The organism is Vibrio metoecus, assembly GCF_009665255.1.
GTDB lineage: Bacteria > Pseudomonadota > Gammaproteobacteria > Enterobacterales > Vibrionaceae > Vibrio > Vibrio metoecus_B.
In genome coordinates this window covers 1,937,727-1,952,719 of record NZ_CP035686.1, presented here as the reverse complement: position 1 = coordinate 1,952,719, position 14,993 = coordinate 1,937,727, and the positions used below count along the sequence as shown (strand labels likewise).

At 45.5% G+C, this 14,993-nt stretch carries 14 protein-coding genes; 9 read left to right on the top strand and 5 right to left on the bottom strand.

Going from position 1 to position 14,993, the window contains the following annotated elements; all coding sequences use genetic code 11:
- Positions 1–67 precede the first annotated feature (67 nt).
- Both recN and nadK read right to left on the bottom strand, forming a co-directional pair.
- The gene (gene recN / locus EPB59_RS08825; protein WP_154172399.1) at positions 68–1,732 is read right to left on the bottom strand and encodes a DNA repair protein RecN; all 1,665 of its coding nucleotides are present in this window, start codon (positions 1,730–1,732) and stop codon (positions 68–70) included.
- 128 nt (positions 1,733–1,860) lie between these two features.
- Complete coding sequence (nadK, locus tag EPB59_RS08820; RefSeq protein ID WP_154172397.1) at positions 1,861–2,745, bottom strand: NAD(+) kinase; 885 nt, start codon at positions 2,743–2,745, stop codon at positions 1,861–1,863.
- Positions 2,746–2,890: 145 nt separating this feature from the next.
- Between nadK and grpE the strand changes: the two genes are divergently transcribed.
- From grpE to dnaJ, 3 genes are all read left to right on the top strand, one after another.
- The gene (grpE, locus tag EPB59_RS08815) at positions 2,891–3,493 is read left to right on the top strand and encodes a nucleotide exchange factor GrpE (protein ID WP_154172395.1); all 603 of its coding nucleotides are present in this window, start codon (positions 2,891–2,893) and stop codon (positions 3,491–3,493) included.
- Positions 3,494–3,746: 253 nt separating this feature from the next.
- Positions 3,747–5,654 carry a molecular chaperone DnaK gene (dnaK, locus tag EPB59_RS08810; RefSeq protein WP_000516151.1) on the top strand — a complete coding sequence of 636 codons (1,908 nt, stop codon included), beginning with the start codon at positions 3,747–3,749 and terminating at the stop codon, positions 5,652–5,654.
- A 200-nt stretch (positions 5,655–5,854) separates the two neighbouring features.
- Positions 5,855–7,000 carry a molecular chaperone DnaJ gene (dnaJ, locus tag EPB59_RS08805; protein WP_000043912.1) on the top strand — a complete coding sequence of 382 codons (1,146 nt, stop codon included), beginning with the start codon at positions 5,855–5,857 and terminating at the stop codon, positions 6,998–7,000.
- A gap of 101 nt (positions 7,001–7,101) precedes the next feature.
- On the opposite strand, the gene EPB59_RS08800 is transcribed toward dnaJ, so the two are convergent.
- Positions 7,102–7,545, bottom strand: coding sequence for a type IV pilin protein (locus EPB59_RS08800; protein WP_154172393.1), 444 nt, complete (start codon positions 7,543–7,545; stop codon positions 7,102–7,104).
- Between the two features lie 96 nt (positions 7,546–7,641).
- On the opposite strand from EPB59_RS08800, the gene EPB59_RS08795 reads away from it, so the two are divergent.
- The 6 genes from EPB59_RS08795 to tadA all read left to right on the top strand — a co-directional run bounded on the left by EPB59_RS08795 (position 7,642) and on the right by tadA (position 12,989).
- Positions 7,642–8,154, top strand: coding sequence for a pilus assembly FimT family protein (locus EPB59_RS08795; RefSeq protein ID WP_000554595.1), 513 nt, complete (start codon positions 7,642–7,644; stop codon positions 8,152–8,154).
- A complete protein-coding gene (locus EPB59_RS08790; protein WP_001185559.1) occupies positions 8,135–8,725 on the top strand; it encodes a PulJ/GspJ family protein in 591 nt (196 codons plus the stop codon). The genes EPB59_RS08795 and EPB59_RS08790 overlap by 20 nt, the downstream gene beginning before the upstream one ends.
- Positions 8,725–9,957 (top strand): hypothetical protein, encoded by a 1,233-nt coding sequence (locus EPB59_RS08785; protein ID WP_195706967.1) that lies wholly within the window; start codon positions 8,725–8,727, stop codon positions 9,955–9,957. Before EPB59_RS08790 ends, EPB59_RS08785 begins: the two co-directional genes overlap by 1 nt.
- On the top strand, positions 9,947–10,360 hold the full coding sequence (locus EPB59_RS08780) for a type IV pilus modification PilV family protein (RefSeq protein ID WP_055051563.1): 414 nt from the start codon (positions 9,947–9,949) through the stop codon (positions 10,358–10,360). The genes EPB59_RS08785 and EPB59_RS08780 overlap by 11 nt, the downstream gene beginning before the upstream one ends.
- A 436-nt stretch (positions 10,361–10,796) precedes the next feature.
- Positions 10,797–12,356 (top strand): AbgT family transporter, encoded by a 1,560-nt coding sequence (locus tag EPB59_RS08775; RefSeq protein WP_055051564.1) that lies wholly within the window; start codon positions 10,797–10,799, stop codon positions 12,354–12,356.
- A gap of 120 nt (positions 12,357–12,476) precedes the next feature.
- Positions 12,477–12,989: a tRNA adenosine(34) deaminase TadA gene (gene tadA, locus EPB59_RS08770; RefSeq protein ID WP_081017812.1), complete on the top strand. Its 513-nt coding sequence runs from the start codon at positions 12,477–12,479 to the stop codon at positions 12,987–12,989.
- Positions 12,990–13,038: 49 nt separating this feature from the next.
- On the opposite strand, the gene EPB59_RS18850 is transcribed toward tadA, so the two are convergent.
- Positions 13,039–13,170, bottom strand: coding sequence for a hypothetical protein (locus tag EPB59_RS18850; protein WP_258463652.1), 132 nt, complete (start codon positions 13,168–13,170; stop codon positions 13,039–13,041).
- 229 nt (positions 13,171–13,399) lie between these two features.
- Entirely contained in the window at positions 13,400–14,980 is a 1,581-nt protein-coding gene (gene mltF, locus EPB59_RS08765) for a membrane-bound lytic murein transglycosylase MltF (protein ID WP_055051565.1), read from the bottom strand.
- Positions 14,981–14,993 lie beyond the last annotated feature (13 nt).

The window sequence follows — 14,993 nt, the reverse complement described above, 5'->3', positions numbered from 1 at the left end:
TATTGAGACTGTGAATTTTGAATTTGGTTGCAAAGCTGAACAAAAAATCCAGCGATGCGATATGAAATTAGGCTGCGATTAATAGCTCTTTAGCATTTGCGAGCGTGGATTCGGTAATTTGGCTGCCTCCGAGCAAGCGTGCAAGTTCAGCAATGCGCTGTTCTTGATCCAGTTTGAGCATTTGCGTTTCGGTTTTGCCTGCTTTGGTCTGTTTGGCAACAAATAGTTGATGGTGTCCACAGCCTGCCACTTGCGGTAAGTGGGTGACACACAGTACTTGAGTTGACTCACCCAACTTACGTAACAGTTTACCGACCACGGCTGCTGTTGGCCCTGAAATACCCACGTCAACTTCATCGAAAATCAGGCTTGGAGTATCGACTTTCTGCGCAGTAATCACTTGGATCGCCAATGACATCCGTGACAGTTCACCACCAGAGGCCACTTTGGCGATCGGTTGCAGCGGTTGACCCGGGTTCGTCGAGACTAAGAAAGTCACGGCATCAAAACCTAAGGGCGATGAGTGCGCGCTGTCTTGCAGCACTTCGATTTTGAATTGCGCTTTTTCCATGCTCAGCTCATGCATGCTTTGGCTTATCAGCTTATCTAGCTCTTTCGCGTAGCGAGTGCGTGATTTATGCAGCTTGTCCGCAGCAGTAACGAAAGTTTGGTAGAGTACTTCCACTTCACTCGCCAGTGCTGACATTTTTTCATCAGAACAATCCAACTGAGCGATCTGCTGTAGCAGCGCTTGATGATGCTGATACAGCTCTTCTGGCAGTACATGGTGCTTACGGGCCAGAGACATTACTTTGGAATAGCGTTCCTCAACATATGACATACGTTCTGGATCGACATCAATAGAATCGAGATAGTTGCGCAGTTCATGGTAAGTTTCTTCAAGCTGAATCAGTGCCTCTGCCACCATAGAAGGGAGCGTTGTCAGCTTGTTGTCCATTTCAGCCAGATCGATCAGCGTATGGCTAACGTTTTGTAAGAGTCCTAAGGCGTTAACTTCTTCCCCTTCATTGAGCAGTTCAATCGCACGTTGGCAATTAAGTGCCAGATCTCCGCTATTGGCTAAGCGTTTGTGCTCTTGTTCTAGCTCGACAAACTCATCCTGACTGAGAGCCAATTCGTTGAGCTCTTTGATTTGGTATTCCAAAAGTTGTAACTGTGCCTGATTCTGCTGGCTATTTTCGTGCAGCTGTTTGAGCTGATTACTCGCTTGACGCCAATTTTGATAGGCGTGACGCGTGGCTTTGAGCAAGTCGGCATGACCTGAGTATTGATCAAGCATGCTGAGCTGATATTCCGGTTTCATGAGTTGCTGATGTGCGTGTTGACCATGCACATTGATCAGCAGTTGCCCCAACGTTTTGAGCTGAGAGAGCGGAACAGGGCTGCCATTGATAAAAGCTTTTGAACGCCCATCTTTGGTGATGATCCGGCGCAAAATGCACTCTTTGCCTTCAAGCAGTTCATTATCTTCTAACCAACGGCTGGCGAGCAGATTGTTATCCAGATGAAAGGCGGCGCTGACTTCAGTTTTATCTTCACCCTGACGAACCATGCTGGCTTCAGCTCGTCCGCCTAGACATAAACCCAAAGCATCGATCGCGATGGATTTACCTGCACCAGTCTCACCAGTGATGGTGGTCATCCCTTTTGATAATTCCAGTTGCAGAGATTTTACGATAGCGAAGTTATTGATACTCAAATGAGCCAGCATGTTTGCACCTGTATGATTAACCAATACTGTATGCTTAAACAGTTTATACTGTTTCTTTATACAGTAAAGTCGCACAGGTAAATTTTTTAGCGGCCTTTCCTATCAATGAGTGAAATCTGTGAGCGAAATCAAAACAGTTTGCTGGACCATCCAAGTTTTGTTCGTAGCACGTGATAATAGCTGTAATCCTCAGGATGGATCAGTTTAAGCACGTTAGGGCTTTGATATATATGAATTTCATCACCTGGCGACACAGGTAATGAGACTTGTCCATCACAGCTCACTTCTTGAGTGCCGCGATTTTCAGGGGAAACCACCAGTTTAATGCGTTGATTCCCGCCCACCACTAATGGGCGGCAGGAGAGGGTATGCGGAAACATAGGCACTAAAGTAATGGCATTCAGGCTTGGCGACAGGATCGGGCCTCCGCCGGAAAGTGAATAAGCAGTCGAGCCGGTTGGGGTTGAGACAATTAACCCATCGGAGCGCTGAGAGAAAGCGAAGTTATCATCAATATAAACTTCAAATTCAATCATGTGGGCAATTTTTCCGGGGTGAAGTACTGCTTCGTTCAAAGCCGCATTATGGCTTTTGATTTGCCCGTGACGATGAATTTCTGCTTCAAGCAAAAAACGAGTCTCTTGTAGGTATTTGCCGTTGAGGACTTCTTGTAAGCGAAGTTGGAAATCTTCTGGGTTTAAGTCGGTCAAAAAGCCTAAATTGCCACGATTGACCCCGATCACGCAGATATCGAAGCGAGATAATACGCGCGCTGCTCCGAGCATATTGCCATCACCACCGACCACAATAGCTAAATCAGCTTTTTTGCCGATTTCAATCAAACTTGCAAAGTGCTCGCTCGGTAAATCGGGCAAAATTTCCCGTAAACGATCATCAATAAACACCGAATAACCTAGTGAAATCAGCCAGTGATAAATTTCTTTATGCGTTTGAATTGCTTGTTGATCTCGCGGTTTGCCGATAATGGCAAGAACGTTGAACGGCTTTTTCATAAGGTTTCCAACCGATTTAGGCTTGAATCAGAATTCATCGTCCCCATAATAAGGGCAAGTTGTGCTTTTATGCGAATTTTTGTGTTGGGAAATCGACGATTAGACGATTTCTCCTGACCAGTATGAAGTGAATTTTGGAGATATCATGAGCAACGAAGAGATCAAGAACAAAGACGAGCAGCTGCAACAAGACGCGGTTGAGACTGAAGCTGAAGTTGTAGGAACAGATGCCGATATCGACTGGAACCAAGCCGCTGACGAAATCGATGAGAAAGAAGCGAAAATTGCTCAGTTAGAAGCGGCGCTGCTTGTGAGCGAAGAGCGCGTGAAAGAGCAGCAGGACAGCGTACTGCGTGCCCGTGCGGAAGTCGAAAACATGCGTCGCCGTAGCGAGCAGGAAGTGGATAAAGCACGTAAATTTGCGCTGAGCCGCTTTGCTGAAGAGCTACTGCCAGTGATTGATAACCTTGAGCGTGCGATTCAAGCTGCCGATGGTGAAGTTGAAGCAATCAAACCTCTGTTGGAAGGTGTCGAACTGACGCACAAAACTTTCGTTGATACGATTGCGAAGTTTGGCTTGAAAGAGATCAATCCGCACGGTGAAACCTTCAATCCTGAATTCCACCAAGCGATGTCGATTCAAGAAAGCGCCGAGCATGAACCAAACACAGTGATGTTTGTGATGCAAAAAGGCTATGAATTGAATGGACGTGTGGTTCGCCCTGCGATGGTTATGGTTTCTAAATAACCATTTCTTAGCCATTATGAAATCTGAAAACGAAAAGCGAAGCCGATTGGCTTCGCTTTTTTATGCCCAAAACGCAATAAATCTGAATTTTTTTCACTTTTACCCTTGAAATGGTTTTTGAAGACCTTATTTAAGGGGCATACGAGAAGCAAACAAGCCCGTTTTGGTTTGTGAGTAGGGGTTGAAACCCGATTCTCCATCCCCACATTAGGGGTATACAAATCGAACATAGAATTTTTTTGGAGATAGCCTGATGGGTAAAATCATTGGTATTGACTTAGGTACTACAAACTCATGTGTTGCTGTATTGGACGGCGATAAGCCTCGCGTAATCGAAAACGCAGAGGGTGAGCGTACTACTCCTTCTGTAATTGCATATACAGACGGTGAAACTCTGGTGGGTCAACCTGCAAAACGTCAAGCAGTCACTAACCCACAAAATACGCTATTTGCAATTAAGCGTCTGATCGGTCGTCGTTTTGAAGACGAAGAAGTTCAGCGTGATATCAAAATCATGCCTTACAAAATTGTTAAGGCTGACAACGGTGATGCTTGGGTTGAAGCGAAAGGCCAAAAAATGGCGGCTCCTCAAGTGTCTGCTGAAGTTCTGAAGAAAATGAAGAAAACCGCGGAAGATTTCCTCGGTGAACCCGTTACTGCAGCGGTTATCACTGTTCCTGCTTACTTTAACGATGCTCAGCGTCAAGCAACCAAAGATGCTGGCCGTATCGCAGGTCTAGAAGTTAAACGTATCATCAACGAGCCAACCGCAGCTGCTCTGGCTTATGGTCTAGACAAGCAAGGCGGCGATCGTACTATCGCGGTGTATGACCTTGGTGGTGGTACATTCGATATCTCTATCATTGAGATCGATGAAGTTGAAGGCGAGAAAACCTTCGAAGTTCTGTCTACCAACGGTGACACTCACCTAGGTGGTGAAGACTTTGACAACCGCATGATCAACTACTTGGTTGACGAGTTCAAAAAAGACCAGGGCATCGACCTGCGTAACGACCCGCTGGCAATGCAACGTCTGAAAGAAGCGGCTGAGAAAGCGAAAATCGAACTTTCTTCAGCACAGCAAACAGACGTTAACCTGCCATACATCACGGCAGATGCGACCGGTCCTAAGCACATGAACATCAAAGTGACTCGCGCGAAACTGGAAGCGCTGGTTGAAGATCTGGTTCAACGTTCTCTGGAGCCACTGAAAGTTGCTCTGGCTGACGCTGGCCTGTCTGTAAACGAGATTACTGACGTTATCCTAGTCGGTGGTCAAACTCGTATGCCAATGGTTCAGAAGAAAGTAGCTGAATTCTTTGGTAAAGAGCCACGTAAAGACGTGAACCCAGATGAAGCGGTAGCGGTAGGTGCTGCGGTTCAAGGTGGTGTTCTAGCGGGTGAAGTAAAAGACGTTCTGCTGCTAGACGTAACGCCTCTGTCTCTGGGTATCGAAACCATGGGCGGTGTGATGACCAAGCTCATCGAGAAAAACACCACTATCCCAACCAAAGCGAACCAAGTGTTCTCTACGGCGGAAGATAACCAAAGCGCAGTAACTATCCATGTACTGCAAGGTGAGCGTAAGCAAGCGATGTACAACAAATCTCTGGGTCAATTTAACCTAGAGGGCATCAATGCGGCACCACGTGGTATGCCACAAATCGAAGTCATCTTCGACTTGGATGCAGACGGTATCCTGCACGTTTCAGCAAAAGACAAGCAGACAGGCAAAGAGCAGAAGATCACTATCCAAGCTTCTGGCGGTCTGAGCGATGCTGAAATCGAAAAAATGGTTCAAGAAGCAGAAGCGAACAAAGAAGCGGACAAAAAGTTCGAAGAGTTAGCAACTGCACGTAACCAAGCTGACCAGATGATCCACGCGACTCGCAAACAAATCACAGAAGCAGGCGAAGCACTGCCAGCGGATGAGAAAGCGAAGATCGAAACTGCGATCAACGAGCTAGAAACAGCGAAAAAAGGCGAAGACAAAGCGGAAATCGATGCCAAAGTGCAAGCACTGATGGCAGCGGCACAGAAGCTGATGGAAATCGCACAGCAACAAGCTCAAGCACAAGGTGCAAACGCTGAACAGTCTTCAACAAAAGAAGATGACGTAGTTGACGCTGAGTTTGAAGAAGTTAACGACGATAAGAAGTAATTGAGCGATACCGCACGAAATAATTCGTGCGGTTTGCTGAGTTCTTATTGAACTTTGAAGCAGCGGGCGTTTGAGGTAACTCTTACGCCCGTCTGTTTGAAGCGTGTCGCTAAAGATAAAGGCAACGGGATCCCCCTTATCTATATCGATACCCACCGAGCGGCGTAGCCGTTGGCAGTAACAAATTGGTGACTGAGAACATGTCAAAACGTGATTTTTACGAAGTATTAGGCGTAGGCCGTGACGCCTCCGAGCGTGATATTAAAAAGGCATACAAACGCCTTGCGATGAAATACCACCCGGACCGCAACTCGGGAGATGCTGGTGCGGCGGAAAAGTTTAAAGAAGTCAAAGAAGCGTATGAAATTCTGACCGATGCGCAGAAGAAAGCGGCTTATGACCAATATGGTCATGCGGCGTTTGAACAAGGCGCGGGTGGTTTTGGTGGCGGCGGCTTCGGCGGTGGCGGTGCTGACTTTGGCGATATTTTTGGTGACGTGTTTGGTGACATCTTTGGTGGTGGTCGCCGTGGCGGTGGTCCAAGAGCACAACGTGGTTCCGACCTACGTTACAACATGGAACTGAGCCTTGAAGAAGCGGTTCGTGGCTGCTCGAAAGAGATTGAAGTACCGACATTAGTACACTGTGACGCTTGTGATGGCTCAGGTGCGAAAAAAGGCACCTCAGCACAAACTTGTGGAACCTGTCATGGTCATGGCCAAGTTCAGATGCGTCAGGGCTTCTTTGCGGTGCAGCAAACCTGTCCAACCTGTCATGGTAAAGGCAAGATCATCAAAGATCCTTGTAACGTCTGTCATGGCCAAGGTCGTAAGCAAAAGACCAAAACACTCAATGTGAAAATTCCAGCTGGTGTGGATACCGGTGATCGCATTCGTCTTGCCGGTGAAGGTGAAGCCGGAGAAATGGGCGCGCCAGCAGGGGATTTGTATGTACAAGTACATGTCAAAGAGCACCACATTTTCGAGCGTGATGGCAATAACTTGTATTGTGAAGTGCCAGTGAGCTTCGCGATGGCGGCTCTGGGCGGCGAAGTAGAAGTGCCAACACTCGATGGTCGCGTGAGCTTGAAAGTGCCTGCTGAAACCCAAACTGGCCGCATGTTCCGCATGCGCGGTAAAGGTGTGAAAGGCGTTCGCTCTGCAGCATTAGGCGATTTGATTGTCAAACTTGTGGTCGAAACCCCAGTCAATTTGAGTGCTCGCCAGAAAGAGCTGCTGAAAGAGTTTGAAGAGTCTTGCGGTGGCGAAGCGGCGACGAAACACAAGCCGAAAGCTGAAGGCTTCTTTAATGGTGTGAAGAAGTTTTTTGATGACCTAACCAGTTAATCAAGATTCAATGAGTCACTATCGAAAAGACCAGCTTGCTGGTCTTTTCTTATTTCGGTAAATCATTCAATGATGATTTATTACTTTGATATTCGGATTGGTCATTTCCAACACGCACTTGGTGATGTCACTCCTTTCTCATTCAACGTGAGAGAGGTGTAGGTGCTACCGCCGCATTTATCACTATTTTGTCCTTTACTGGATTGCGGAGTGGCTGTAATCGCATAGCTAGTGGCCGCGGTTTCGACCACAATCTTGTAACGATCACTGTCTACGCTACAAAAAGAATTACATACCTTTTGAGCATCGACGATACCTGTCGCCGTATAGCCGTTGTTGTACTTTTCTTCTAAATAGAGCTGAATTTTGGCCATATCAGCCATCGCCTGTTTACGATGACCTTCTTTGACATAGTTGGTATAGGCTGGATAAGCGATGCTCGCTAAAATTCCCACGATCACGACCGCGATCATTAATTCGATCAATGTCATACCTTGTTGCTGACTCACACTTGGCTTGCAGAAAATTTTTCGAATCATTTCCATTACTTCTCTTTATAAAACAACGCCATTTTTGATAGCTGTTAGCATCTATGCAAGTTGATTCACCATCCTCTCACAGTTTGCAAAGGATTTTGGGAAATGCATCGCGGCTTTACTTTGCTGGAGCTTTTGATCACCGTTGCGGTATTAACCACAATGTTGCTTTTTGCTGCCCCCAATTTCTCAAAGGTGAGCCAGCAAACGAAGATGACCAATTTAGCCAATGAATTACAGGGATTCCTCATTCAAGCTAAATCTGAAGCTGTTTTTCGAAATCAGGACTTATGGGTGCATATTCAAGGATTGCCTTCTATAACGGGTCAATGGCAACTGGTGCTATCCAGCGTATCGGATGTGGCAGCGATCGATGCAAGTAATACGGTTGCTCTGTTGCAAGGTCAGCGATATCAAAATGTATTTGTATCGAAGACCAATACACTAACAGAGGTCAAATTTGATCATGTAATGGGTAATCCTCAGGAAGCGGGTAGCCTTTTTATTAAACCGTCGGAATCTGCTGCAGATTCAATCAAAGTGACTGTGCACAATCGGGCTGGGCGAATCAAAGTTTGCACCGAAAATGAGGCAAAATATGGCTTTGAAAAGTGCTAACCAGCAAGGTAATACGCTGATTGAATTTATGGTTGCCGCTTTGGTGGGGGCGATGGCTTTAGCTATTGTCGGGACTGTCTTTTTGTCTAACCAAAAAGCGGCAGCGCAACGCAGTAAAGAAATTATGCTGCTTCAGCAAGTCAGCAGCGTTATGCAGCAGATGAAAGAGGATATCCAGCGTGCTGGTTTTGACGATGTGGGTAATCAATCTATGCGGCTATCTGGTGCTGTCGGTGTGATCTATCGAGCATCGAATAAAATTGGTTATGTTTATCGAAAATCATCCACCAAGGTGAGCAATACGATCTATCAATTAAATAATGATATGTTGGAGTATTGTCAAAAGGATTCAGCTTCTCCACTCAGCGTTGTCTCTGCTGCGACAGGATGTTTTGATTTATTTGACCCGAAACAAATCAAAATTGATCAATTTGAAATATCAGAAACGCCTTTATCTGGTCAAGCGGTCAATAGTTCATTGATGACGATTTCTATTATGGCGAAGTTAAAAGATGACCCTAATATCTCTAATGCTATCTCATTACAGGTTCAGCAAAGGAATTGGCAATAATGATTCAATATCAAAAAGGTGTCGCGACTTTACTGATTACCGCTATTCTGCTTTCAATTGCATTGGTTGTGACGCTCGGTTCGTATAAAAATCTTTTTTATCAGATTAAACGTGCACAAAATGAAGTAAAAGCTAGGCAGGATCACTGGCTTGCTGAGGGTGGGTTGGAGTGTGGCTACTCACAGTTTTTATTTGCCAATGGACTCCCGGGTACGATTACTGATTGTGGTAGTGGCTTAGGTGTTATACCTCAATTTAGTTTAATCAGTTCAGGGTATAAAGTAACCTCCCACTATGGTTATGCTTCATTAGTTAAAGATATTCTTATCTCAGGCAATATGGCTCATGGTGCAATTCAATCAGCTTCTGATATTTATGTTCGAGGGAGTGTGAATATTGTTCCAGACCCAGGTGCTTTTAATTCAGAGGGGTGGGAATGTATTGCGCTACGTTATAAAAATATTTTTGATGCATCTGGTGCTATACAAAATGAGGGAGTCTTAATTCCTAACAAACCGCCCTATACTGGATTCGTAAATCCAACGGGTAAGGATTGCCAAACCACACATAAATCGAGTGCGTCGGGAAGTCTGCCCACTGGTAGTGATTTTGTTAAGCAACCAGAAATGAGCTTATTTGAAGAGTTCTTTGATGTTAGTGAAGAACAGCATGAAAAAATAAAGAACAATCCGAAGTTCACGCAAATTCTTGCTCCAGAAAATACGAATGGTCAACCTAATATTGTTCCTGATTGCGGGAAGGAAATATTGGAACAAATAGAAAATAAACATTATTACCTCTGGATTGAAGGAGGGTGTGAACTTAATGCTATTTATACGCAAAAGGTTTCTGAAGCCTCTCAAAAAACACCTGGTGTATTGATTTTGGTTCACGAAGGGATTTTTTCCGTTATGGGAAATGGAGAGTTAAAAGGAGTATTGTTTCATTTCAATAAAGACTATGTTCCATCAACTCAACATTGGGCCTCTTTTGAAGCGAATGCCTATTTAAATCATAATCCAAGTGTCATACCTGACTCATTCAGAACAATTGCCTCTTATTATCAACACGGTTCATTTACTGTGACTGGTGGGCAGTTTCTTGACAGCGCAGGTCAGGCAGCGGCATTTAATAACTCCTTAGTATTTAATTTCAATAAAGATGTGATCGATCATATTGCGAGTAATTTTGTAAAACCGTGTTGGAAAGAAGGAAGCTGGAATGCGCAATAAGCAACGTGGCTTTAGCTTGATCGAAGTGATGATCTCATTTGTGTTGATTGGTATTGGTGCGCTTGGTTTGGTGAAATTACAAGCTTATATCGAGCAACGCGCTGATTACGCGATGCACAGTATTGAAGCGTTAAATCTTGCTGAGCAAAAATTGGAATGGTTTCGTACGCGTGGAGCCTTATCTGCGGTACCCTCGATACCTTCGGCAAATTTTGATAGCAGTATTGTTTCAGGGAATGATGCCTCACATCCCTTGTATGTTTTATCTTGGTCGGTGCCTGCTGCAACGGTTTCAGGTTCGCTCAAAACAGTGACAATCGAAGCAGCATGGCATGATCGTCAGGGTACCTTACAATCGGTTACGTTGAAAACGATGATTTCTAAATACAGCGAGTTTGATTAGCCAGCGGCTTTCTTTACTTTTATAAAATCCCCCCCAATCCCCTTTACTCTAGACTCCGTGTGATTTCATGGCGTTAACCACCGTGAAACGTTAGCGTCCAATGGCTAGCTATCTCATTATGGTGGTCTCTTTGCTGGTTTTGTGATGATTTGAGTAATCTGAGATTTTGCAAATTGGTTTCAAATTTGTATGTGTTGTCTTTTTGATTATGTTTCGACCATGTATCTTCAGTTTGCCATTTTTGCAAAATATGTCTCTAAATATGTAAAAAGAGAACGAACTCTGTGCTTTGGTTAGGTCGTTTCTATACAATGCTAATTGAAAAATTTCCGTTTCATTGTGACCGGTTTCAAAGGGGCACACGGATATCCGAAACGGATACAGAAGGCCAATTTAATAAGGCCTCACGCAGCAACATCACATTATGGAATTTACTATGAGTAACCAAGCTATCAATCAAGCGCCATCCGCGAAGCCAAGTGGGATGGATCGCTTTTTAAACTTTATTGAGCGAGCAGGGAACAAAATCCCAGATCCCGCGATTCTTTTCTTTTGGGCATTAGTTATCGTTTGGATTTCTTCCGCTCTACTCTCTAATGTCAGTTTTGATTTGACTAACCCTCGTACTAATGAAGCTCTAGAGATCAAAAACTTACTCACTGGCGAATCACTGGCTCATTTTCTGGCCAATATGGTGACCACATTTACCAGTTTTGCGCCACTGGGTATCGTTCTTGTTGCGATGCTCGGGGTGGGTGTGGCTGATTCTTCTGGTTTTATTACCACAGGCCTGAAAAAAATGCTTAATGTCACGCCTGTGAAATTGCTAACGCCAATGCTTATTTTGGTGGCGATTGTTTCACATACCGCGGCAGATGCGGGTTATGTGCTGGTGATTCCACTAGGCGGTATTATTTTCCATGCTGCAGGTCGTCATCCGTTGGCCGGTATTGCCGCGGCATTTGCTGGCGTATCTGGTGGATTCTCGGCGAATTTTATTCCGTCTGGTATTGATCCTCTGCTAGCTGGGTTTACTCAAACAGCGGCGCAAGTGTTGGATCAGTCTTATCAAGTTAACCCATTAGCCAACATTTACTTCACGGGCCTTTCCTCAATCATCATCGTAGCGATTGGTTGGTATGTGACAGATAAAGTGATTGAACCACGCTTGGCGGCGACCAAAGTGGATGAGGATGCGGAATCCGCACCTGATCTAGGTTCGTTTACTGCGATTGAATCAAAAGCCTTCCGTTATGCCGGTTGGGCAATGGTGGTGGGTATCGCACTATTGGTGGCTGCGGTATGGCCAGAAAACTCGGCTTTGCGTTCTCCTGAAGGTGAGATCACTGCCTTTACTGCGCCGATCATGAAGTCGATTGTGCCACTGATCTTTATCCTGTTTATTATTCCGGGTATCGTCTACGGCCGTGTTGCAGGAACCTTCAAAAACAGCAACGATGTCATCAAGGCCATGTCTGGCACCATGTCAACGATGGGCGCTTATATCGTCATGTCGTTCTTCTGTGCACAATTCCTTTCTGCTTTCGGCCAATCTAACATTGGTACTATGTTGGCGCTGTACGGTGCAGAAGGTTTGAAAGCGATGAATCTTCCAGGTCAAGCCACGATTGTTGGGATGATTCTATTGACGGCGATGGTTAACCTACTTGTGGGTTCTGCATCAGCAAAATGGGCGTTGATTGGTCCTATTCTCGTGCCAATGTTGATGGCAGTAGGGATTTCACCTGAGCTTTCTCAAGCGGCGTACCGCGTGGGGGATTCGGTGTCTAACATCATTTCGCCATTGATGGTGTTTTTCCCACTGGTGGTGGTCTATTGCCAACGCTATGTGAAATCAACGGGTATCGGTACTTTGGCTTCGATGATGATGCCTTACTCGATTGCGATGTTGATTGGTTGGTCAATTTTCTTGTTAGCGTATTGGGCGGTGGGTATTCCATTGGGGATCCAAGCACCTTATACCTATAGCATGTAATGTGCGCCTAATCATGTGTTGTAAGCCCACTCAAGCGAGTGGGCTTTTTCTTGGGTTGGCTTTCGTTTTTGCTGCGATCTCCGCTAGAATCACTTTTTTAATACACGTTGGAGTGTGGTTTTGCCCGAATCTCTGTTTTCTCCTCAAGATGAACAATTTATGCGTCGAGCCATCATGCTAGCGGCGCAAGCAGAAGCGCAGGGGGAAGTCCCTGTCGGCGCCGTATTAGTCCGTGATGGTGAAATCATTGCCGAAGGTTGGAATTGCTCGATTACTCATCATGATGCAACTGCACATGCAGAGATTGAAGTCATTCGTAAAGCAGGGAACGTGCTCAACAACTATCGTCTGCTCGATACCACGTTATACGTCACCTTAGAACCTTGCCCTATGTGTGCTGGGGCGTTGCTGCATAGCCGAGTGAAACGAATTGTGTACGGTGCGCCAGATCTGAAAGCGGGAGCGGCAGGAACGGTGATGGATCTGTTTAGCAGTCAGGCGGCTTATCATTATGCGACGGTGGATAAGGGGCTTTTAGAAGAAGAGTGTCGCATCCAGCTCCAAGCATTTTTCCAGCGACGTCGGAAAGAGATCAAAGCGAAACGGGATGCTGAAAGGAAAGAAGAGAAGTGAATCTTTGGCAAACATCTGCAACGATGTTTGCCATTCGAGGTGTAACGAGTTAGTTGCTTTGCTGTACGAAAGCGCGATGACGAGCCAACACTTTTTTCTTACTGTTGGCTAACATACGGCGACGACGATTTGCAGATACGGTTTTGTTCAGGAGTTTTGATTGACGTTTACGTCTCAACATAAAACACCCTCCTACTACTTACTGACATAAAACCCCTGCTCGTGAGAGTCAGGGAGCCCTAATATTGACCTATTGTGTTCTTGAAATGGCCAATCTGCCGTTTCAAGGACACGCAGTCTATTGAATATATCGCTTTATTATTGCGTTTGAATGTTACCTGTTTTTGACGACAGGAAAGCGATGTCATTCACAGATTGATTTACGTGTTTTCTTCTCAAAAATCAAGTGACTATTTTTTATTCTCATCTAATGGTGTGCTACTTGGGTCAGTATTGTCTGCGGCGTCCGATTCTAGCTGTACATCATCAGATTCAATGTCTTCAGTCCCTACCTCGTCGGTCAGTGCCTCATCATCGAGCGCAATTACCGCAAGGTCTTCAATATTGTCATCTCCTGTCATGAGCTGACGTTGCTCAAGATGACCGATAATACTTTGATAGTAGCGGCGGATGTTTTCAACATAGTTACGTGCTTCATCACCACGCGCGTAGCCATAACGAGTTTGAGTAAAGTATTTCTTCTGTTGTAGCTGGGGAAGGCGGTCTTTTACATCCGCCCAAGAATCTGGATCTGCACCTTGGTTTTTGGTCAAGCGACGCGCATCCATCATATGTCCATAACCAATATTGTAAGAGGCCAAGGCAAACCAGATCTTTTCATGTTCAGGGATAGAAGCGGGAACGCGCTCCATCATCCGGCGTAAATACTCGACGCCCCCGCGGATCGATTGTTCCGGATGCAGACGATCAACCACGCCGACGCTACGGGCGGTCGGAAGGGTAAGCATCATCAAGCCACGAACCCCGGTTGGTGATTTGGCATAAGGATTCCAGTGTGATTCTTGGTAAGCCAAAGCCGCGACTAAGCGCCAATCAAATTCCGCCGAATACTTCTGAAAAAGGGGCGTCCATTTGGGTAACCGAGTGTCTAAAGCGCGAATAAATGCGCGGGTATCGACATAGTCAAAGGCACCAATATGGCCGATGTATTTTTCTTCCAATGAAGCCAAATAGCCCGATTGTTTCAGATTACCAAAGAACTCAATCATTAAAGCGTACAAACTTTCATCATCGGCACGACGTGTAAACCATGAAATAGGTTGGTCTTCGGTCAGTTCAAAGGCGGCAGTCAGTTCTGGGTAGACGCGTTGAGAAAGCGATACTTCAACAGAGTCCGCCATCGTGAACATCAGTTCGCCTTGTGAGACTTTTTTCAGGAGATCATTCACATCGGAATTGCTATCGACGTGAAATTGAAAGTCTGGGTATTTTTGCTGTTTGGCCTGCAAGGTATGTTCAAAATGGGAATCATCTACCACGCTGAAAAAGGCCAATTCAGGATTATCTTTTAAAAGTTCTTGCTGCTTTTCGACCAACTGTTTGAAGTTGCGTGGACGCCAGCCACCTTTCTTGTAGACCACCTGTTGTGACACATAATAATATGCAGGCCCGGCGCGGAAATCTTTGAGTCGATCTTCCGATTGGCTTAAGCCTGCGGCAATGATGTCCACTTCACCATTTTTTAGGGCTGGGAATAGGCTAGAAAGGCGATATGCCGGCTTCATTTCCAATTTCACACCAAGCTCTTTAGCAAATTCGCGGGCTAACTCGTAATCCAAACCTGTTGGACCATCCGGGCCGATGTAATAGGAGAGGGGGTTGTTGAGAGTACCTACACGTAAAACCCCACGTTCACGGATTTTTTCCAGCTCGCTTTTGGGTTCTGAGTCGATTTGGCAACCGACTAAGATAAGGCTCAATAGGCCTAGCCAAAGTGCGCGAACGGGAAATTTATATGCAAAAGGAGTCATCAATTTGGTTTTT